General features: G+C 70.5%; 20 protein-coding genes. 14 read left to right on the top strand and 6 right to left on the bottom strand.

Going from position 1 to position 18709, the window contains the following annotated elements; genetic code table 11:
- Window positions 1-39: 39 nt before the first annotated feature.
- Entirely contained in the window at window positions 40-609 is a 570-nt protein-coding gene (locus tag ACZ7CH_RS34445; protein WP_470375824.1) for an HAD domain-containing protein, read from the top strand.
- Here the strand turns inward: ACZ7CH_RS34445 and ACZ7CH_RS34440 are convergent.
- The 3 genes from ACZ7CH_RS34440 to ACZ7CH_RS34430 are packed head-to-tail and all read right to left on the bottom strand — an operon-like array spanning window position 560 to window position 1811.
- Window positions 560-1066 carry a DUF2199 domain-containing protein gene (locus tag ACZ7CH_RS34440; protein ID WP_470375823.1) on the bottom strand — a complete coding sequence of 169 codons (507 nt, stop codon included), beginning with the start codon at window positions 1064-1066 and terminating at the stop codon, window positions 560-562. The genes ACZ7CH_RS34445 and ACZ7CH_RS34440 overlap by 50 nt on opposite strands.
- Before the next feature lie 50 nt (window positions 1067-1116).
- Window positions 1117-1527 (bottom strand): PIN domain-containing protein, encoded by a 411-nt coding sequence (locus ACZ7CH_RS34435; protein WP_470375822.1) that lies wholly within the window; start codon window positions 1525-1527, stop codon window positions 1117-1119.
- On the bottom strand, window positions 1515-1811 hold the full coding sequence (locus ACZ7CH_RS34430; RefSeq protein ID WP_458433653.1) for a type II toxin-antitoxin system Phd/YefM family antitoxin: 297 nt from the start codon (window positions 1809-1811) through the stop codon (window positions 1515-1517). Before ACZ7CH_RS34430 ends, ACZ7CH_RS34435 begins: the two co-directional genes overlap by 13 nt.
- A 72-nt stretch (window positions 1812-1883) precedes the next feature.
- Here ACZ7CH_RS34430 and ACZ7CH_RS34425 point away from each other — a divergent pair, with 72 nt between their 5' ends.
- The 4 genes from ACZ7CH_RS34425 (at window position 1884) to ACZ7CH_RS34410 (ending at window position 7510) form a co-directional block, all read left to right on the top strand.
- A complete protein-coding gene (locus ACZ7CH_RS34425; RefSeq protein ID WP_470375821.1) occupies window positions 1884-2597 on the top strand; it encodes a DUF72 domain-containing protein in 714 nt (237 codons plus the stop codon).
- Between the two features lie 62 nt (window positions 2598-2659).
- Complete coding sequence (locus ACZ7CH_RS34420; protein WP_470375820.1) at window positions 2660-4627, top strand: McrB family protein; 1968 nt, start codon at window positions 2660-2662, stop codon at window positions 4625-4627.
- Entirely contained in the window at window positions 4620-5780 is a 1161-nt protein-coding gene (locus ACZ7CH_RS34415; protein WP_470375819.1) for an McrC family protein, read from the top strand. Before ACZ7CH_RS34420 ends, ACZ7CH_RS34415 begins: the two co-directional genes overlap by 8 nt.
- An 11-nt stretch (window positions 5781-5791) precedes the next feature.
- Complete coding sequence (locus ACZ7CH_RS34410) at window positions 5792-7510, top strand: glycoside hydrolase family 5 protein (protein ID WP_470375818.1); 1719 nt, start codon at window positions 5792-5794, stop codon at window positions 7508-7510.
- On the opposite strand, the gene ACZ7CH_RS34405 is transcribed toward ACZ7CH_RS34410, so the two are convergent.
- Entirely contained in the window at window positions 7465-8196 is a 732-nt protein-coding gene (locus ACZ7CH_RS34405) for an arylamine N-acetyltransferase family protein (RefSeq protein WP_360399201.1), read from the bottom strand. The two genes, ACZ7CH_RS34410 and ACZ7CH_RS34405, sit on opposite strands and share 46 nt — an antisense overlap.
- A 17-nt stretch (window positions 8197-8213) precedes the next feature.
- Here ACZ7CH_RS34405 and ACZ7CH_RS34400 point away from each other — a divergent pair, with 17 nt between their 5' ends.
- From ACZ7CH_RS34400 to ACZ7CH_RS34385, 4 genes are all read left to right on the top strand, one after another.
- Entirely contained in the window at window positions 8214-9023 is an 810-nt protein-coding gene (locus ACZ7CH_RS34400; RefSeq protein WP_360399204.1) for a DUF72 domain-containing protein, read from the top strand.
- A 40-nt stretch (window positions 9024-9063) separates the two neighbouring features.
- Window positions 9064-9420, top strand: coding sequence for a peptidase inhibitor family I36 protein (locus ACZ7CH_RS34395; protein ID WP_360399207.1), 357 nt, complete (start codon window positions 9064-9066; stop codon window positions 9418-9420).
- 248 nt (window positions 9421-9668) lie between these two features.
- On the top strand, window positions 9669-10508 hold the full coding sequence (locus tag ACZ7CH_RS34390) for a metallophosphoesterase family protein (protein ID WP_360399210.1): 840 nt from the start codon (window positions 9669-9671) through the stop codon (window positions 10506-10508).
- Window positions 10505-13135, top strand: a complete 2631-nt coding sequence (locus tag ACZ7CH_RS34385) for an AAA family ATPase (RefSeq protein WP_470375817.1) — start codon at window positions 10505-10507, stop codon at window positions 13133-13135. Before ACZ7CH_RS34390 ends, ACZ7CH_RS34385 begins: the two co-directional genes overlap by 4 nt.
- A gap of 92 nt (window positions 13136-13227) precedes the next feature.
- Here ACZ7CH_RS34385 and ACZ7CH_RS34380 read toward each other — a convergent pair whose 3' ends face one another.
- Window positions 13228-13605 (bottom strand): very short patch repair endonuclease, encoded by a 378-nt coding sequence (locus ACZ7CH_RS34380; RefSeq protein WP_470375816.1) that lies wholly within the window; start codon window positions 13603-13605, stop codon window positions 13228-13230.
- Between the two features lie 48 nt (window positions 13606-13653).
- Between ACZ7CH_RS34380 and ACZ7CH_RS34375 the strand changes: the two genes are divergently transcribed.
- The 5 genes from ACZ7CH_RS34375 to ACZ7CH_RS34355 all read left to right on the top strand — a co-directional run bounded on the left by ACZ7CH_RS34375 (window position 13654) and on the right by ACZ7CH_RS34355 (window position 18128).
- On the top strand, window positions 13654-14286 hold the full coding sequence (locus tag ACZ7CH_RS34375) for a hypothetical protein (protein WP_458433662.1): 633 nt from the start codon (window positions 13654-13656) through the stop codon (window positions 14284-14286).
- 48 nt (window positions 14287-14334) lie between these two features.
- Window positions 14335-15240, top strand: a complete 906-nt coding sequence (locus ACZ7CH_RS34370) for a helix-turn-helix domain-containing protein (protein WP_470375815.1) — start codon at window positions 14335-14337, stop codon at window positions 15238-15240.
- A 17-nt stretch (window positions 15241-15257) separates the two neighbouring features.
- Window positions 15258-16376 (top strand): hypothetical protein, encoded by a 1119-nt coding sequence (locus ACZ7CH_RS34365; RefSeq protein WP_470375814.1) that lies wholly within the window; start codon window positions 15258-15260, stop codon window positions 16374-16376.
- Window positions 16377-16444: 68 nt separating this feature from the next.
- Window positions 16445-17380, top strand: a complete 936-nt coding sequence (locus ACZ7CH_RS34360) for a hypothetical protein (RefSeq protein WP_470375813.1) — start codon at window positions 16445-16447, stop codon at window positions 17378-17380.
- A gap of 376 nt (window positions 17381-17756) precedes the next feature.
- Window positions 17757-18128, top strand: a complete 372-nt coding sequence (locus ACZ7CH_RS34355; protein ID WP_470375812.1) for a nucleotide pyrophosphohydrolase — start codon at window positions 17757-17759, stop codon at window positions 18126-18128.
- A 213-nt stretch (window positions 18129-18341) separates the two neighbouring features.
- On the opposite strand, the gene ACZ7CH_RS34350 is transcribed toward ACZ7CH_RS34355, so the two are convergent.
- Window positions 18342-18506: a hypothetical protein gene (locus tag ACZ7CH_RS34350; RefSeq protein WP_360399267.1), complete on the bottom strand. Its 165-nt coding sequence runs from the start codon at window positions 18504-18506 to the stop codon at window positions 18342-18344.
- Window positions 18507-18709 lie beyond the last annotated feature (203 nt).

The raw sequence follows: 18709 nt of genomic DNA, 5'->3' as shown, positions 1-18709 counted from the left end.
TCGCGGGATCATTAGCGTTCGGGATGTTTCGATCACGTCATGTTCCCGCGACCCGCAATCCTGGTCGACGTCGACGGGCCGCTGAACCCGTACGCGGCGAAACCGACCCGCCGTCCCGCCGGCTACCACACCCATCGCCTGCGCCCCGCGGGTTTCCGCCGCCCGCTGCGGGTGTGGCTCGACCCGTCGCACGGGCCGTGGCTGCTCTCACTGGCCGCCGCGACCGGCGCGGACCTGGTGTGGGCGACGACGTGGGAACACGAGGCGAACGAGTTCATCGGGCCCCGGCTGGGCCTGCCCGAGCTGGAGTGGATCGACTTCGGCGGCCGCGGGTCGGAGCACCACGACGGTCGGCACGGCAAGGTCCCGGCGATCACGGCGTGGGCCGGTGAACGGCGGATCGCGTGGCTGGACGACGAGTTCCAGCGGCGGGACGCCGAATGGGCGGCGGCACGACCCGGCACGCTGCTGGTGCCCGTCTCCGCGCGGACCGGCATCGGGATCGACCACCTGGAGCAGGTGCTGGCGTTCCTGACCGGCAGCACCGAAACCACCGGTGTCACCGGTGCAGGGCGAACTCCGCGAACTCCTGGACGCGCGCGACGGTGATGCCCTCGCGCTGCTCCACCGCGAGCGGGTGGTCGGTGGGTTCCAGCTCGATGATCGGCCGGATGCCGCGCTCCTGCGTGTGCAGGTTGGTCTTGAGGTTGAGCGTCGTCGGCTCGTAACCGGGCAGGGCCACCGACAACCAGCCGAAGTACGGCGGCTCGTGCACACGGCCGGGGTCGTCGAACACCTCGCCCATGCGCGCGAAGTTGTCCTTCGACAACGACACCCAGGCGCCCCACTCGAAGTTCTCGTCGGCGTCACGCACCGGCAGCACGATGCGGCCGCGCACGAAGAAGTGCTCGTTGTCGATCACGCACATCTCGTCGCCCAGGACGTTGCCGGGTTTTCCCGCGAGCTCATCGGACCAGTAGGCCGGCGCGGCCAGCAGCTGAGCGAACGGCAGACCGCCGTGTTCCTGACCGCAGCAGGTGCAGGTGAAGCCCTTCGTGACCGACATGCGGGCAGCCTAGAGGGGAACGTTGCGTCTCAAACGGCTTTTGGCGATGTTCAGGCCTGGCGCACCGGCACGACCTCGACGAGGCGGTCCAGGTCCGCGAAGTCCTTGACGTTCATGGTCAGCACCGGCATCCCCGCGGCGGCCGCGGTCGCGGCGATCTGCAGGTCCATGCGCCGCGGCCGGGGTGAGCGCCCCGCCCTGCGCACCAGCGACGCCATCTGCCCGTAGAGCTTGGCCTCCTCCAGGCCGAACGGCAGCACCTCGAACTGCTGCTGCGCGGCGTAGAACCGCTCGGTGCGCGCGAACCGCTCCACCGGGTCGTCGGTGTCGAGCCCGAACGCCAACTCCGCGATCGTGACGGCGCTCAGGAACGGCTGCGCCTGCACGTACGGCCCCAGATCGACGTGCTCAAGGCGGATCACCACACCCGTGTCGAGCAGGGCCCGGCTCACCTCTGCCACGGGTCGTCCGCCGGGTCGTCCTCACCGAAGACCTCGTCGGCCGCACGCCGGTCGGCCTCCCAGCGCTCCGCGTCCACCGGCGGCAGCTGCCGGAACGCGTCCTGCACGGCACCGAGCCGCACCCGCGGCTGCTCGTGCCACCTCACGTCGACCCGGTACGGCGACAGCTGGGCGACCGGTTTGTTGTTGCGGGTGACGACGAAGCTCTCCCCCGCCTCGACCCGCCGCATGATCTCCGCGTTGTCGTTGCGGAGCTGCCGTTGTCCGATAGCAGTGGGCGACATAGCACCAACGTAGCACTTCTCCCCGAAAAGCGCTACGGAGTAGCTACAGCCCGCTGCGGTTACCCCGCTTCCGTGATCAGAATCGGCACGTCGGGCTGGCGCTACCCCGAGTGGCGCGACGGCTTTTACCGCGGCATCCCCCAACGCCTGTGGCTGGGCCACCTGGCCTCCCACGTCGCCACGATCGAGGTCAACAGCTCCTTCTACCGCCTTCAGCCACCCGCCTACTACCGCAAGTGGGCCACCGAGACCCCGGCCGGCTTCACGTTCGCCGTGAAGGGCCCGAAGCTGATCACGCACGACAAACGCCTGCGCCACACCGAGGACGCGCTCAAGGCGTTCACCGACACCCTCGCCCTCGGCGACAAGCAGGGCCCGATCATCTGGCAGCTGCCACCGTCCCTGCGCTTCGACCGCGGCCTGCTCCAGGACTTCCTCGCCGCGCTGCCACCGGGCCGGCACGCCCTCGAACCGCGCCACGAGTCGTTCCGCACCGACGCCTACTTCGACCTCCTGCACGCGCACAACATCGCCCACGTGGTGTCGGACGCGCCGACGTTCCCGTGCATCGAGGCCGTGACCGCGGACTTCGCCTACGTGCGGCTGCACGGGCACGACGAGCTGTACATCAGCTCCTACAGCGAGGAGCAGCTCGACGAGTGGGCGCGCAAGGTCGAGGAGTGGGACCGCGACACCTACGTGTACTTCGACAACACGATGCACGGCGCCGCGCCCAGCAACGCACTCGCTCTCATGGCCAGGTGCACATCCGAAGCGCGGCGTTGAGGAACATTCCGGCCCTGATGTTCGATGCTCTTCCCGAAGGCCCGCCGTCGTGAGGAGCATTCGTGCCCGGCTTGGACCACCTGACCACAGCTCTGGAGACCCATCCCAAGCCGGAGATGGACGACGAGCTGGAACTGGCCGAGCGCGAACGTGAGCAGGTGCTCGCCGACCACCCGCTGAACGTGTGGACACAGCTGCCACTGGAACGCTTCGCGATCGGCACGGGTGAACCGTCGTTCTGCGCGGCGATGGAGGACGGCACCCCGCACCTGGGCAACATCAAGGGCGGGAGCTTCGCCAAGTACGTCATCTTCCGGCGCGAACGCAGCCAGGAGTGGTACACCGCAGGCTCTCGCGGCTTCTCCGCGCCGGAGAGGTCGTGGACGGTGTTGAGGGACCAGCTCGTGGAGGCGCTGCTCGACGGTGATTTCGCAGAGGCACCGCTCCTGCGCCACGGGCAGTCACTTGTCACCAAGGCGCTTCACACCTACGCGCCGGAGTCCTACCTGCCGATCTACTCGGCGGCGGACCTGCGTGCTCTCATCCAGCTCCTCGGTCACACCCCGACCGCCAACGGCCTGGTGTGGGAGCTCAACCTCCAGCTGAGGGAGGCGGTTGACGCACATCCGGTGCTCCGGCACTGGAAGTACGCCGAGGTCGTCCGCTACCTGCACGAGCACTTCCTCGCACCCGTCTCCGCCAAGACGATCATCAAGATCGCGCCTGGACGTGGCGGCCGGTACTGGGACGAGTGCCTGCGGGACGAGGTGATCCGCGTCGGCTGGGACCGGGTCGGTGACCTCCGGCAGTACACGACCGGCGGAGAACTCGCCCTCGCGCTCGCCGAGGAGTACCCCGACAAGTCCGCGCAGTCCCACCGCGCGAGCGCGACCCGGCTGTTCCAGTACTTCCGCGATCTCCCGGCGGGCGCGAAGGTCATCGCGAACCAGGGCAAGTCGAAGGTGCTCGCCGTCGGCACCGTCACCGACCGCGGCTACCGCTACGACCCGGGGATCGAGCACTACCGCCACACCGTCTCGGTCGACTGGGACCCCTCGTACGAACAGGATCTCGACGCGCCGGTCGGAGCCTGGCTCCGCACGTTCGCGCCGGTGCGACCGGCACTGTGGAACACCATCAGCGCGAAAGCCGTCCCCGGCGCGGCCGCCCAACCCGTTCCGGTGCCGAAGGACGTCGAGGACGTCATCCGCGGCCTGGAACGCAAGAACCAGGTCGTCCTCTTCGGCCCGCCGGGTACCGGCAAGACCCGGCTGGCCTTCGCCGCGGCGGCGGAGTTCGCCGGCGACCGGGTCACGCACACGACGTTCCACCCGTCCTACGGCTACGAGGACTTCATCCTCGGCTACCGGCCGACCGAGACGGAGGGTGGCGGTCTGTCGCTGACACTCGCCAAGGGCGTGTTCTACCGGGTCTGCGAGCGGGCGCGGAACGAGCCGAACCACGTCCTGGTCATCGACGAGATCAACCGCGCGGACCTGCCGCGGGTGCTCGGCGAGCTGGTCACCTACCTGGAGAAGGACAAGCGCGGCAAGGAGTTCCAACTCTCGACGGGGAACGAACCGTTCAGCGTTCCGGCGAACGTCTACATCATCGCCACCATGAACACCGCCGACCGCAGCGTCTCCCACCTGGACGCCGCGATCCGCAGGCGGTTCGAGTTCCAGCCCGTGCGCACCGACTACGAGGTCATCGCGGGCGCGGTGGGCCCTCTTGAGCTCGGGGTCTTCCTGACCGAGCTCAACGGCCGGATCGCCGAACACCTCAGCCCCGACCACGAGATCGGGCACGCGTTCTTCCTGCGCGACGACAAACCGCTCGACAACGAGCGCGACGTCCACTCGGTGTACTTCCACGACGTGCTGCCGTTGCTGGAGGACTGCACGAGCAACGACCAGGTCCTCCTCGAAGCGGTCCTCGGCAAGGCCAAGGTCGGCCCGGAGACCACTCCCGGTGACCTGCTGGAGGTGCTGGCGAAGGAGTTCAGCGCGGACGCGGACACGAATGAATAAGTTCCGTGAGCAGCACACGACCCTGCTGGACTTCGAGCTCACCGAAGCGGATCTGCGCAAGTTGGACGGCCCGGAGCTGAGGAAGTACTTCACGCCACGCCCGACCGCCAAGGGCACGACCCTGACCGTCCGCAAGGTCGTCGGCCTCCTCAAGCTGGACAACGCCGACCTGGTCATCGAGCCGAAGGTTCCGGTGAGCGGCGAGATGTTGCTGCACTGGCTGCACTACGCGGCGAACCGGGACCACCCGGTCTCGTCGCAACGGCGCGGGTGGGACGCCGACGGGGACTACTTCCCGGACATGGCGGTCGAAGCGTTGCTCGACGAGTGCCGGACGTTGCTGCGCGACCAGCTGCGCAAGGACTACCAGCCGCGACAGACCGTCGAGGCGGCTGTCCGGGGCAGGCTCGACCTCACCCGCCAAGCCACCCACCGCTTCGGGATGCTCGACCGGCTGCACGTCCGCACGTTCGACCGCACCGTGCAGATCTGGGAGAACGAGGTGTGCGGCGCCGCTCTGCGGCACGCCGCGAAGACCGCCACCACCGCGAAGCTCCGCCAGCAGGCCAGGCAGCTCTCCGCCGAGTTCCCGCTCTGCACTGCCGAGGTCGCCCGCTCGACGCTCGCCAGGTCGCGGCACAACCGGCTGAACCTCCGGTACCGGGCCGCGCACGCGTGGGCCGAGGTGGTGCTCAGGGCCGGCGGCGTCTCGGAGCTGTTCCTGCCGCGCACGCTGGTCGGTGAGTCGCACCTGCTGGTGATCGAGAAGGTGTGGGAACGAGTGGTGCACCGGATGGTCGGCAGCCCGGCGACGATCGAAGGGGTCATGGTGCACCGGTACGGCGACCGGGCGAGGCCTTACCGCCCGGACGCCCTGTTCGAACGGCTGCCGGTCGACGCGAAGTGGAAGGACTACGACCGGCGTGCCGTCACCCGTGAGGACGTCCACCAGCTGCTGACCTACGCCCACGCCTACCAGCCCCACGACCCGCGCGCGGTCATCGTGCACCCGTCGACGGCCCCGACCGCGAAGCGCACGATCGACGTCAAGCACCTGGGCCGCCGGATCGCGGCCATCGACGTGATCGGCGTGGACGTCTCAACACGGCCCGAAGAGAATTCCGCGACCCTGCAGGGCCTGCTTCACCGCTAACCTGTTCAGACATGAAACCAATTCGCGTCTTGGCTCCCCTGCTCCTGGCCGCGAGTCTCGTGGCGCCCGTTCAGGCACGAGCGGACGAGGCGACCTGGACCGGTCCCCTCAGCACCCGGGGCCGGTGGATCGTCGACGCCCACGGCGACCGCTTCAAGCTCAGGTCCGGCAACTGGCACGGGGCCAGCGGCACCTGGAACGGCTCCGGCGACATCAACGACCCCGCCACCCACCACGCGGGCGAGAAGGCCGACCAGGTCCCGCTCGGCCTCGACCGCGCGACGATGGCCACGATCGTCAGCGGTTTCAAGGAGATCGGCGTCAACAGCGTCCGGTTGCCGTTCTCCAACCAGATGATCAAGGACACCCGTCCCGTCAACGGACTGAAGGACGCGCAGCTCAACGGCAGGACGCCGCTGCAGGTCTACGACGCCGTGGTCGCCGAGCTGACGCGCAACGACCTCGCCGTCATCCTCAACAACCACACCACCACGTCGCGGTGGTGCTGCGGGGTCGACGGCAACGAGCGGTGGAACACCAGCCAGAGCACGGACCAGTGGATCACCGACTGGGCGTTCATGGCCAACCGCTACAAGGACGACAAACGGGTCGTGGGCGCCGATCTGTACAACGAGGTGCGCCGCAACGTCTGGGACGACCCGAACTGGGGCTGGGGCAACGACCACGACTGGCACAAGGCCGCGCAGCAGGCCGCGGACCGCATCCAGCAGACCGCCCCGGACCTGCTGGTGATCGTCGAGGGCATCAACTGGACCGGCATCCCGGTCGACGGCTTCGCGCACGGTCGGCCGACGCTGGAGCCCGCCCGGTTCCTCAGCCACACGCTCGCGAACCCCGAGAAGCTCGTGTACTCCGCCCACTTCTACGGCTACACCGGACCGAACCACAGCGGTGCCACCGGGATCGGCGAGACGACCGACCCGCGGTACCAGGACCTCTCACCGCAGGAGCACGTCAACGTCCTGCAACGGCAGGCCTTCTTCATCACCGAGGCGCAGAAGCACTTCACCGCGCCGTTGTGGGTCAGCGAGTTCGGCGTCGGTGGCCGGGAGGAGTCGAACCCCAGGGCACGCGACTGGTTCGAGCGGTTCGTGGACCACCTCGTGGCCACCGACACGGACTTCGCCTACTGGCCGCTGGTCGGGTTCCACGACAACCGGCGCGGCAACGGATGGGCGTTGCTGCACTGGGACGCCAACGGCAACCGCATGGGCGTCAACGACGGTGACGACTGGCGCGCGTCCGCGTGGAACCGGCTCGTCACCGCGCCGAGCCGCAGCGGGCAGGTCCCGCGCGAGACCCGCTGGAACCAGCTCGTCAAGGAGTCCTGCCCGCAGAGCCAGAAGCTCGTCGGCATCAGCCACACCGGCAACCGCGGCCTGTGCGTGAGCGGTCCACAGTGGAGCGCGACCACGCGCGTCACCGACGAGCGGCACGTCACGAACGACTGGGCCGCCGGCTACACGAAGCTCCAGTGCCCGCAGGGCGGCGCCGCCGTCGGGTACGCGAACTTCACGCTGGTCTGCGCGCCCGTGGCGCAGGGCACGAGCACGCGCGTGCTGTGGTTCGACCGCGGTGACAACCGGCCGGACCAGGGCGGTGACTGGGCGAACGGGCACTACAAGGGGCAGTGCGCCCAGGACGAGCACATCGCCGGTGTCGCCTACGACTGGCGCAGGACGCCGGACGCGCTGCTCTGCCGGAAGTGAAGCCCGAAGTTCTCCAGGAACGCGGCTGCGGGGTCGTCCACCGGCGAGTCGACCCGGCAGCCGCGGGTGGTCACCACGAGCTTCTGGTCCGTCTGCGTCTTGCGCCCGTGCGGTGTCAGGATCGTCGCCCGCGGCGCGACCCGGAAGTGCGACTCCGGCGCGGTCTGCTGCCACCAGCAGGCCGGCACGAACTCGGCCAGCTCGCGCGGCCGGCGTTCGACCCGGTAGCGCAGCCGGTCCTCCTCGTACACGTCCACGTCGTCACCGTGGTCGACCAGGCGGTAGAGCCCGTGCGGGTCCTGCTGCTCCTCGCGCGAGTCCCACCGCAACGGGTGCAGCGTGAACGCGCCGAAGCCGACGTCGCACAGCCACTCGTGGTCCACCAGCAGCGTCAGGTGGCCGAACGGCGGCCCGAGCTCCTCACCGCCGAAGACCCGCACGGCCAGCAGGTCGACGTGATGTCCCAGGTGCCGCAACAGCTCCGCGAACAACCCGTTGAGCTCGTAGCAGAACCCGCCCCGCCGCTGCACCACGACCTTGTCGTACAGCCACGGGATCTCCAGCACGATCCGGATGTCCATGTGCGTGTAGAGGTTCTCGAACGGAACGCTGCGCAGGTGCGACTCCTGCAGCTGCGCCAGCGACGAGTCCCGCGAGGCACCGATGCGCTGTAGGTAGGCGTCCACCGTGTCACGATAGCCGCATGGGTGAGGTGAGGATCGGTACTTCGGGATGGGTCTACCCGCCCTGGCGCGGCAAGTTCTACCCCAAGGGCGTCACGCAGAAGCGCGAGCTGGCCTACCTGAGCGAGAGGCTCGGCTCGGTGGAGGTCAACGGCTCCTTCTACTCGCTGCAACGCCCGTCCAGCTACCAGCGGTGGGCCGCGGAGACGCCGGACGACTTCGTGTTCGCCGTCAAGGGCAGCCGGTTCATCACGCACATGAAGCGGCTCAAGGACGGCAACGACCTGCTCGCCAACTACCTGGCGTCCGGAGTCCTCGCGCTCGGGCCCAAGCTCGGCCCGGTCCTCTGGCAGCTGCCGCCCACGCTGCGCTACGACGCCGAGCTGCTGACGCACTTCTTCGCGGCCCTGCCCCGCACCACCGCCGAGGCAGCGGAGGTCGCGCAGCGGCACGACCACCGCGTCGACCCGGCGCACACCACCACCGACGCCGACCGGCCGATGCGGTACGCGCTGGAGATCCGCCACGACAGCTACGCCACGCCGGAGTTCCTCGACCTGCTGCGCCGCCACGACATCGCGCTCGTGATCGCCGACGCGGCCGGCAGGTACCCGTTGATCGAGGAGGTCACCGCCGGCTTCACCTACGTCCGGCTGCACGGCCACGACGAGCTCTACGTCAGCGGCTACACCGACGAGGGCCTCGACGAGTGGGCGGAGAAGATCAGGAAGTGGCGGGAGCACGGCGACGTGTTCGTCTACTTCGACAACGACGCGAAGGCGTACGCGCCGCGGGACGCGATGGCGCTTCAAGATCGGCTGGCCGACTGAGCCGAATGGCCGCACACTCTTTCCCGACGGAGGTGCGCCCATGTCGACGAAGAGCCTCATCGCCGCCCTGGCGGTCACTGCGGGCGCGGTTGCCTCCAGTGGGATCGCTGTAGCGCAGAGTGACAAGTCCTGTGACAAGGGCGAGTTCTGCGTGTGGGCGGGGCCGGACTACACGGGGACGGTCCAGCGCCTCGACCTGGAGACCGCGAACCCCGGCGAGTGCATCACGCTGAACGTGGTCGGCCGGTCCTTCGCCAACCGCCTGAGCAGGGACGCGAGCGTCTACCAGCGGGAGAACTGCTCGACCGAGGCCGAGTTCACCACGTACCCGAAGCACGGCACCTACGTGCCGGACGCGTACTTCGTCATCCGGGCGGTCGAGGTGTGGGGGCCTTGATCAGCCCGAGGTACTTTAGTCACCCTGGGTAACACCACTCGATCGTGTGAGTACCCGCCAGTAGGCCTTATTTGGTGCCTAAGTTGCCGCCCTATCGAGTGGTGGCAGCTGGAGGAAACGTGACCGTGGCGGGTGAAGCCGGGTTGCTCGAACCGATGGCGGCCGACTGGCCCGAGACGACCTCACCTCACGTGCTGGAGCCCACCCCGACCCCGTCCGGCATGATCGACCTCCCCTGAAGGCATCCGGTGAAACTGCTGCTGTTCGCGGACCTGCACCTGGACACGCGCTTCGCGAGCGCCGGTCCGGCGCGGCGCCAGGCGTTGCGCGACACGTTGGGCCACATCGTCGAGCTCGCGGAGACCGAGTCGGTCGACGCGGTGCTGTGCGCGGGCGACCTGTACGAGCACGACCGCTGCTCCCCCGGCACCGCGGCGTTCCTGCGCGGTGCGTTCGACTGCTCGGTGCCGGTCTACCTGGCACCGGGCAACGACGACTGGTACGGCGCGGAGTCGGTCTACCAGCAGGTGGACTGGACGCCCAACGTGCACGTGTTCACCTCCGGCCGCTTCACCCCGGTGGCGCTGGCCGACGGCGTGACGCTGTGGGGCGCCGCGCACGTCGGTCCCGGTCCGACGCGCGACCTCCTGGAGGGGTTCACGGTCAACCGGTCCGGCGTGAACCTGGCGCTGTGCCACGGTTCCACGCCCGGTGACGTCGCGATCACCGGGCTGGACCACGCGTTCCTCGGGCACGTGCACACACCCGAGCACGCCACCCGCCACACCTTCCCTGGCAACCCGGACCCGTTGACGCCGGGCGAGACCGGTGAACGCGGCGCGGTGATGTGCACCGTGCACGACGACGGCACGGTGTCGCGCGAGGTGTTCGACGTGTCGGCGTCGCGGTCGCTCGGGCTGCCGGCGGAGGCGTCCGAGGCGTTCCCGTCGCTGGACTTCGACTCCGTTGCCGCCGAACGGACCGTGCGCGGCCAGTTCGTGCGCGACGTGCTGGCGGACCCCGCTCTGGACGTGGCGTTGCGCAGCCGTGTGCTGATGACCGGCTTGCGCGCCCTGGAGGAACGATGAGGATCGAGTCGGTCACCGCGCACGCCTTCGGGCCGCTGCACGACCGCACGCTGCCGCTCGCACCGGGCATGACCGTGGTGTCGGGCGTGAACGAGTCGGCGAAGTCGTCGTGGCACGCGGCGATCCGCGCGGCCCTGTGCGGGTCGCCGGCCGCACGCCACCGCCCCTGGGAGGGCGAGTCGTGGCGGGTCGCGGCGACCGTGGCGCTGGAGTCCGGTGAGACGCTGACCGTGGACCGCGACCTGAACGACGACAGCGCGCTCGACGTCGCACGCCGGGTGGGCATGGACCGCAGCTCGTTCGCCGCGACCGCGTGCGTCGACCAGGCGCAGCTGCTGTCCGTGCTGGACTCGGCCGACGGCCTGCAGGAGCACCTGCGCCGGGCCGCCGCCACCGCGGGCACGGACGGGACCGTCGAGCAGGCGCTGGAACGGCTCGTCGTGCCCGCCGAGGCCTTGCAGAAGGCCCGCAACCGCTTGCGGGAGGCCCAGACCGACCTCGCCGTGGCCCGCCGCGAGCACACCCGGTACGTGGAGCTGAGCGCTCGGGCCCGGCAGGCTTGCGCGGCGCGCGCCCGCGTGACCGTGCAGGAGCACGCCACCGAGCTGGAGGCGCTGGCCGCGCGGATCGCCCGTGTCCGCGAGCTGCAGGACCGCTTCGGCGACTCGCCGCCCTCCGGTCTGGCCGCCCAGGAGGAGCTCGCCGCCGCGGTGAACCGGGCGATGGCCGCGTGGCGCGCCGCACCGGCACCGCGGGCGCTGACCGGTCCGTCCGCCGCCACGCTGGAGGACGAGCTGGAGGCGTTGCCGACGCGCCCGGACGGCGAGACGGCCGTCGACGACGAGCTGCGCGTGGTCGCCGGTGCGTACGAGGTGGCCGCCGCGGTCGCCGCCGCGCACCAGGAACGCCACCCGGCCGTCACCACCACCGCCACCCCCGATCAGCTGCGCGGGCTGGCCACGCGCATCGACCCCGCGAGCGGCGCCCGGCTCACGACGGCATCACTCGCGGTGGACACGGCCCGGCAGGTGCAGGAGGGGGCGTCGGCCGGCGCGGCGCGTGCCCAGGTCGAGGCGGATGTGGCGGCCGCGCACGTGCAGGAGATCGCGATGCCGAACCCGTTCCTGCGCAACGCTCTTGTCGCGTTGAGCTGCCTGACGCTGCTGGTCGCCCTGCTGCTCGTCGTCATCGGTCAGCCCCTGGCGGCGGCGGGCGTCCTGGTGGCGGCTGTCGTGGCCGGTGTCGGCGGTTTCCTGTCCCGTGGCGACGCACCGGCCCGTGAGGCGGCGGTCGCCTTCGCCGCCGAGCGCGCGTCCGCGGTTTCCGAGGCCCGTGCCGCGTTGTTCACCGCCGACCGCGCCCTCGCCGAGGCCGAGGGTCAGCGCGCCGTCGCGTTGGAGGCCGTGCGCCTGCACGACGACGCGGCGGCCGAGTGCGCCGCACTGGGTGTCCCCGCGGACCGCGAGACGTTGTGGCGCTTGGCGAACCGTGCCGTGTGGGAGGCCGAGCACGCCGACCTGCTCACCGAGGTGGCCCGCACCGAGGAGGCCGTCCGCGCGGAGCTGGGTGCCCGCGGCAAGGTCGAGCCGGCGATGTCCGTGCCCGACCTGCTGGTGGACTACGAGACCGACTGCAAGGTCCGTTCCCGCCAGGCGCTGCTGGCAGCCCAACGCCCCCTGCTGGCTGCGGCGCTGGAGGACCGCCGCGTCGCGGAGGCCACCGTCGCCGAGGCCGTGGCGGCCCGCGCGAACGCCCTGGACCTGCTCCGCGCCGCCGTGCAGGCGATCGGCGGCTCCGGCGAGCGCCCGGAGGACCTGCTGCGCGCCATCGCCGACTGGCAACGCGGCTGGGACCGCCTGCTGCGCGAGGCCGAGGACGAGCGCAACGCCTGGGCCGAGCTCACCACCCTGCTCGCCGCCGAGAGCCTGGACGACATGGAGACCTCCCTGTCGGCGGCCCAGTCCCTGCACGCGACCCTGCTCGAAGCCGCCCGCCGCTACGCCGCCTGCGGCCCGGTCGACCCGGCACTGGCCGCCTCGGCGGACTCCCTCGCCGCCACCGTGGCAGAGCTGGCGCGCACCCTGCCCAGCGTCCCGGACGCCGAGGAGGCCGTGCAGGCGGCGAGCGCCACCGTCGCCGAGATCACCGCCGAGGTCGAGGCCGTCACCCTCGCGTTGCAGTACCTGACCGCGGCCCGCGACAAGGTCCACAGCACCATCGCACCGGCCCTGGAGGACACGCTCCGCACCTGGCTGCCGACCGTGACCGGAGGCCGCTACGTCGACGCCGCCGTGGACTCCGCCTCGCTGACCGTGCGGGTGCGCGCGGCCTCGGAGTCGTGGCACCAGGCCTCCCGCCTGTCCCTGGGCACGGCGGAGCAGGTCTACCTGCTGCTGCGGGTCGCACTGGCCCAGCACCTGGCCACCGAACCGTGCCCGCTGCTGCTCGACGACGTGACCGTGCAGGCTGACGACACCCGCACGCGTGCGGTGCTGGACCTGCTGCTGCGGTTGTCGGTAGACCGGCAGATCGTGGTGTTCGCCCAGGAGACGGCGGTGGTGGAGTGGGCCCGGGAACGGCTGGGTGACCGCGACGTGCTGCACCAGCTGACGCCGGTGGTCGCCTGACCCGCCCGGTGCGCCCTGGGCGGTCATGCGTTCCGTCGTGCGGCGACAAGAGCGGCGACGCGGTCCGCCGCCTCTTCCGGGTCCTCGTGCTCTCACACGCGGACGACGAGCCAGCCGGCGGAGGCGAGCTGCGCGTCGGTGTCGCGGTCCCGCACGACCACGCCGTGCAGCTTGACCTGCCACCACTCGCGGTTGGCCTTGGGCACCTGGCCGTGTTCCGGGCACGAGTGCCAGAAGCACCCGTCGACGAGCAACGCGATCCTGGCGCCCCGCAGCAGCACGTCGACGCGTCGGCGCCGGCTGGTGCCCGGAGCGGCGACGTCGACGAGGTACCTCAGCCCGCGCCGGTGCAGCGCCCGCCGGACGGCGAGCTCCGGAGCGGTGCCCGTCCGGCGGGTCCGGCGCATGGTGCGCGACGTCGCCTCCGAGGTGGCGGACGGGGCCGGACCAGCGTCGACGTAGCGGTACACGACGTGCGGTGTCCCGAAATTGTCAGACCCCGGCGCTACCGTCGTCCCATGACCAACGCCGCCTTCCGCAAGCTCACCCCCACCGCCGACGAGCGGCTGGCCGAGCTGGGCCTGCGCCTCGCGGTCCTGGACCGCGCCATCACCGCCGGCATCGACGCGCGCGCCGCGTCGCCCCCGTTCGGGCCGACGAACGCGCCGGGGCTGCTCGACTGGATCCACCGGGTCGGCACGCTGCGGCAGCTGCTGGCGGCGGAGGGCTGGGAGCGGCTCGACCAGTGGAACGCGGGCCTGGTCAGGCACCCGTCGCGGCCGATCCTGCTCGGCGCGATGCAGGGCAACCGCGGCACGGGGTCGCCGGACGCGCCGTTGCGCAGCGACTACGCGAAGGGGCCCGCGATCGCGGCGATGATGCGCGACAACGACCACGACCAGTTCGCGTTGTTCGAGAGCGCGCGCAACGAGGGTCTGAAGCTGTGGTTCCTGGTCACCTACCCGCTGCAGCTGGAGGACCGGCTCGTGGTGCTGCGCGAGGTGTCGCAGCCCGAGCCGACGCCGCAGAACCAGGTGATCGACCGGTGGGCGCACCGCATCCCGCTGCCGCCGATGGAGTTCCCACAGCTCAAGGCTCCCAACGTCGACGGACCCGAGGAGGTGGACTTCTCCGTCGCGTTCCGCCGATAGCCGCCCCGCGTGGCACCACGCTGAGCGAGCGGTGAGAATGACCGGATCATGTTCACGCCGTCGCGACTCACGCTCGCCCGTACCCGGCGCGGTCTCACCGCGGCCGAGCTGGCGCGCAAGGCGGGGCTGACGACGAGCGCGGTCATCGAGTACGAGCGCGGGCAGCGCAGGCCGGCGCCGGCCACGCGGGAGGTGCTCGCGACGGCGCTCGGGTTCCCGGCGACGTTCCTGAGCGCGCCCGAGCCGGCGTTGCCGCAGTCGATCAGCACGACGCGGCCGGAAGCGGTGTGCGTGGCGCAGCTGGCGATCGAGTTCAGCGGGTGGCTGGAGCGCATGTTCGTGCTGCCGCAGCCGAACCTGCCGCGGCCGCGGACCGGTCCGGGTGAGGTGCGCCGGCAGTGGCGGATGAGCACCGGGCCTGCGCCGAACATGGTGCAGCTGCTGGAGTTCCACGGTGTGCGGGTGTTCTCGGTGGACTGCCCGGACGTCGGCGCGTTCTCGTGCTGGCACAACGGGACGCCGTACGTGTTCCTCAGCCCGGCGACGACGGCGGAGCGGGCGCGGTTCGACGCGGCGGCGGAGCTGGGGACGTTGCTCGGGCACGAGGACGCGCGGGAGTTCGCCGCGGAGTTCCTGCTGCCCGCCGGTCAGCTGCGGGGAACGCACCACCGGCACTGGCACGTGGACAAGAAGACGTTCGACGAGCGTGCGCGTGGCGTCGCCACCGTGCCGGCCGAGACGGAGGGCATGCCGCGGCGGGAGACGTCGAAGCTGCTCACCAAGGTGTTCCGGGCGTTGCGGGAGAACGGCACGACGCCGCACCAGGTGGCGCGCGAGCTGACGCTGGGGTTGGAGGACCTCAACGGGCTCGTGGTCGGGTTGGTGCTGACCGCGTTGCCGGGTGGCGGAGAACCGGGACCGGTGCGCCGGGCACGCCTTACCCTGGTGCACTGACACGCCTGGGGGAAGCAATGCTGACGTTCCTGCGGTACCTGGTGGCCGCACCGCTGCTCGTCGCCAGTGCCGCGGGAGTGCCGATCGCCTGTCAGCTGCTGTCCGCGTACACGTTGCGGCGGTGGCGGGACACCCCGTTCGACGTCGGCGCGGAGCTGACCGAGCGGCTCACCGAGTACGACGGGTTCTGGCCGATCCCGCTGGCGTTGGTGCTGTTCGTGGTGTTGTGGCGGACGACGACGGTGTGGCCGCGGATCGCGTTGCTGCCGTCGGGGTGCATCGCGGTCGGCGGGCTGATCACCGCGGGGTTCACCGAGCTGCTGAGCACGGTCGCGGCGCTGGCGGCACCGTTGGTGGCATGGACGCTGGCGTGGCTGGCGGCGCGGGTCGTGTCGCGGCCGGTCACCGGTGACGTGCGGCGGTCACCGGCCGAGGTCGGCGTGCGGCTGCGCGGTGGTGGGCGGCTGCGGGTGCAGTCGCGGCGGCTGCTGCTCGACAAGCTGCCGGCGCCGGTGCACGCGGCGGCCACGGTCAACCGGGTCGCGCTGCGGTTCGACCGGATCACCCACGTCGAGGTGGGGGACGTGCTGACGCCTGCGGTGTGGCGGTTCGCCAACTCCAGCGAGCTCGCGGTCACACCCGGCCCGGTGCTGCGGATCATCGGGGGCGGCCAGGAGTGGTTGCTGCCGTGCGACAACGCGGAGGAGCTGCATCGCCTGGTCACCGAGCGCACGGCGGTGCGCGCGCAGGCCGACCCGCGGCCGCCGCTGGAGAGCAGCCGGTGGGACCTGGCGAAACCGCTGTGGAGCTTGAACGGCGACCCGGCCCAGCGCAACACGCAGAAGGTGCAGAACGGCCAGCACTGGTTGCTGGTGATGAGTGCCCTCACGACGGCGATGGCGTTGTTCTCGGTGTACCGCGTCTTCACCACGAGCTGGGGTTATCTGATCGGCGTGGCCTTGTTCGGCGGCATCGGCTACGGGACCGCCCGCGCCTGGTGGAGCTTCATCACGAGCCAGCGGCTCGCCGAGGAGAACCCGCGCTCGCCCCTCGCCGACGACCCCGATCCCCGTCACCTTCCGGTCACCGGCTGGAGTTCTTTGCCGGTTGCGTTAGGCCAAACGAGCGATCTGTGAAACGCATCTCCCAGCTTTCCCGACACTCAGAGTGACGAGCGCACTGAGTTGGGAGGATGCCCGTGACGATGCAGCAACGCACAGAACCGTCGCCCGCCGCAGTCTTGATCGCCGTCGCGGTGCTCGCGCTGGTTCTGACCGTTGCCTTCGGCCCGCTGGGCTTCGTCATCGGTCTCGCACTGTTCGCGCTGATGTTCGTCGGCACGAAGAAGGGCTCGGTCGAGCCGATCGTGCCGACGCGCACCCGTTCCCGCATCCGCCGCCTGTCCACGGCGGGCCGGGTCGCGATCGTCGGGGAGGCGCACCACCAGGACGCCATCACCGAGGTGGCGCGGAACAACTCCGCGTTCGCCCCCGATCCGGCCGTGCCCGGCCTGGGCAGCCTCGACGTCGGCATCCCCGCGACCGCGGTGCTCGTGCCGGAGTCGGCCGGCCGCCACGACGAGCACGCCGTGCGGGTCGACCTGCTGCGCGGTGACGGTTCGGCGGTGACCGCCGGCTACCTGCGCACCGACCACGCGTACACCTACTACCCGCTGCTGCTCCAGCTCGCCGAACGCGGCGAGGTCGGCTCCTGCCCGGCCCGGATCATGGGCCAGCGGTACCTCGGCGTGCACCTGCACTTGGGCGACGCGCGGCTGTTGCTGCTCGACCACGAGGCGCTCGGCACCGCGCCGACATTGCCGGCCGAGAAGCAGATCGGCATCACGGACGAAGAAGCCCACCAGTACGTGCTGCACCGGGTGGTCAACGGCCGCACGCCCGTCCACGTCATCGCCGAGCTCCGCGACTGCCGCATCGCCAAGGGAACGCACACGGGCGAGCACACGCTCGAAGTGCTCCTCGAAGGTGAACGCATCGGCCAGCTCTCCCACACCACCGGTCTGCGCTACTACGAGATGGTGCAGAGGTGGCGAGCCCGGACCGGGCGCGCGCTCTGCGAAGCGATCATCGTCAACGAGGGCACGCGCGGCCTTCACGCGAAGCTGCTGCTGCCCAGGTAGTCCGCAAACGTTCGCGGTTCCCGGCCGAGCACCCTTCGCACACCATCCGACAGATGCGCTTCCACACCGGGGTCCTGCACGGCAGCTTCGAACGGGTCTCCGCCAGCTGAGCCGGGTTGTCCGGCGGCACGACGTGCACCGCGGTCGTGCCTTCGAGCGCCGGCTCCCAGGTGTCCGGAGTGGACCAGTCGAACCGCGTCGCCGACGACCGCGACGCGGGCTTGGCGACCCGGTCTTGCCGGTAGCTCCGACCACGAGAACGGATGTATTGATCGTCGATGTTGACATGACTCAGAGCTGATCAACGTTGATCTGGACACTCCATGCTCCGTCAACCTGTGTACTTGCTCGTCAGTCCACGTGGTAGTCAATGGTCATGAGTCAGCGTGATCTCGTGGACCTGAGGGACGCCTTGCGCGCGTTCGCCGCCGCCCGTGACTGGGACAGCTACCACACGCCGAAGAACCTGGTCATGGCGTTGTCCGCAGAGGTCGGCGAGCTGACCGACCTCTTCCAGTGGCTGACGCCGGAGGAGGCGAAGGACGCGATGAGCGATCCGCAGCTCGCCTGGAACGTGCGCGACGAGCTCGCGGACGTCATGCACTACTTGACGCGGCTGGCGGACAAGCTCGGCGTCGACCTCGTCGAGGCCGCGTTCGCGAAGATCGAGCGCAACGAGCGGCGGTTCCCCACCGGAAGCCTGGTTCCTGTTCCCGTGGACGACGACGTCGAGCAGGGTGAGCGTTGAGCCGGTAGGTCCTGCGGTTGGTCTGTTGATGGGCGAAGCGCCGTTCTCCGTGCGGTACCTCTGCGGCGTCGCGCGGAAGAACGGCGCCCCCGTGTTCAGCGCCGACAGGAGGACCTGGGCTCCGCGGCCACCACGTGGCGCGGTTCCCAGGGTTCTGACGCCGACCGCCGGCCCGCATGGTGAGGCCGATGCGCTCGACGCGCTGCAGTCCCGCTAGAGGTACGTCAGCAGGAGGAGGATCAGGCACACCAGCAGCACGACGCCGAGCACTGCGGGCAGGAGTGACTGCGAGGACGGCGCGGGTTCGCGGGCGTGCCTGCCCCGCCTCCTGCGCGCTCGCCACCGCAAAGGTGCCTCCCCTGCCCACTGACCGTTCATGGCGATCACGGTAGGGACGGACGACCTGGGCCTGACGGCCGTCACCCGCTCGCCTGGAGCACATCACCCGGTCGGCCGCGCACTGCGCCGGCATTCCGCGGGGACACGAAAAAGCCCTGCGGGGAGCGCTTGTGGCGCTCAACCCGCAGGGCAAATTAAGTTCGGCGGCGACCTACTCTCCCACACCGTAACCAGTGCAGTAC

It is taken from the genome of Lentzea sp. NPDC037011 (assembly GCF_055607425.1).
The sequence above is the reverse complement of the archived record's forward strand: the minus strand, read 5'-3'. Positions and strand labels throughout refer to the sequence as shown.

Excerpts from the sequence above, each read along its gene's own strand:
- ACZ7CH_RS34445 (WP_470375824.1), top strand. The coding sequence starts at position 40 with ATGTTCCCGCGACCCGCAATCCTGGTCGACGTCGACGGGCCGCTGAAC.
- ACZ7CH_RS34440 (WP_470375823.1), bottom strand. The coding sequence starts at position 1,066 with ATGTCGGTCACGAAGGGCTTCACCTGCACCTGCTGCGGTCAGGAACAC.
- ACZ7CH_RS34430 (WP_458433653.1), bottom strand. The coding sequence starts at position 1,811 with ATGTCGCCCACTGCTATCGGACAACGGCAGCTCCGCAACGACAACGCG.
- ACZ7CH_RS34415 (WP_470375819.1), top strand. The coding sequence starts at position 4,620 with ATGAATAAGTTCCGTGAGCAGCACACGACCCTGCTGGACTTCGAGCTC.
- ACZ7CH_RS34410 (WP_470375818.1), top strand. The coding sequence starts at position 5,792 with ATGAAACCAATTCGCGTCTTGGCTCCCCTGCTCCTGGCCGCGAGTCTC.
- ACZ7CH_RS34400 (WP_360399204.1), top strand. The coding sequence starts at position 8,214 with ATGGGTGAGGTGAGGATCGGTACTTCGGGATGGGTCTACCCGCCCTGG.
- ACZ7CH_RS34395 (WP_360399207.1), top strand. The coding sequence starts at position 9,064 with ATGTCGACGAAGAGCCTCATCGCCGCCCTGGCGGTCACTGCGGGCGCG.
- ACZ7CH_RS34385 (WP_470375817.1), top strand. The coding sequence starts at position 10,505 with ATGAGGATCGAGTCGGTCACCGCGCACGCCTTCGGGCCGCTGCACGAC.
- ACZ7CH_RS34375 (WP_458433662.1), top strand. The coding sequence starts at position 13,654 with ATGACCAACGCCGCCTTCCGCAAGCTCACCCCCACCGCCGACGAGCGG.
- ACZ7CH_RS34370 (WP_470375815.1), top strand. The coding sequence starts at position 14,335 with ATGTTCACGCCGTCGCGACTCACGCTCGCCCGTACCCGGCGCGGTCTC.
- ACZ7CH_RS34365 (WP_470375814.1), top strand. The coding sequence starts at position 15,258 with ATGCTGACGTTCCTGCGGTACCTGGTGGCCGCACCGCTGCTCGTCGCC.
- ACZ7CH_RS34360 (WP_470375813.1), top strand. The coding sequence starts at position 16,445 with ATGCAGCAACGCACAGAACCGTCGCCCGCCGCAGTCTTGATCGCCGTC.
- ACZ7CH_RS34355 (WP_470375812.1), top strand. The coding sequence starts at position 17,757 with ATGAGTCAGCGTGATCTCGTGGACCTGAGGGACGCCTTGCGCGCGTTC.
- ACZ7CH_RS34350 (WP_360399267.1), bottom strand. The coding sequence starts at position 18,506 with ATGAACGGTCAGTGGGCAGGGGAGGCACCTTTGCGGTGGCGAGCGCGC.